The sequence below is a fragment of the Xenorhabdus bharatensis genome (genome assembly GCF_037996705.1).
Lineage (GTDB): Bacteria > Pseudomonadota > Gammaproteobacteria > Enterobacterales > Enterobacteriaceae > Xenorhabdus > Xenorhabdus bharatensis.
In genome coordinates this window covers 1-270 of the sequence record NZ_JBBMXG010000091.1, presented here as the reverse complement: position 1 = coordinate 270, position 270 = coordinate 1, and the positions used below count along the sequence as shown (strand labels likewise).

The 270-nt window shown below is 55.2% G+C and carries 2 other RNA genes; both read right to left on the bottom strand.

Annotated features, from left to right (window positions below):
• Positions 1 to 2 precede the first annotated feature (2 nt).
• Positions 3 to 132, bottom strand: a non-coding RNA gene (locus tag AAC855_RS21355) — RtT sRNA.
• Positions 133 to 172: 40 nt separating this feature from the next.
• Positions 173 to 270: non-coding RNA, RtT sRNA (locus AAC855_RS21350), on the bottom strand; the annotation flags it as partial.

The following is a 270-nucleotide window of genomic DNA, read 5'->3' as shown; positions in this document are numbered from 1 at the left end:
CAAGACAAGGCATGCAGGATGATTCGGCCTCCGGCCTCACCCTTCGGGCCAACGCTTATGCGTTGTTGTCTCGCTTCGCCCGGCTCGAACCTGCGACCAATTGATTAAAAGCCAACGGCTCTACGAACTGAGGTCATTGATTACTTGAAGAGTATTGGATTGGGAATTTAGATGGTGGGTCGTGCAGGATGATTCGGCCTCCGGCCTCACCCTTCGGGCCAACGCTTATGCGTTGTTGTCTCGCTTCGCTCGGCTCGAACCTGCGACCAA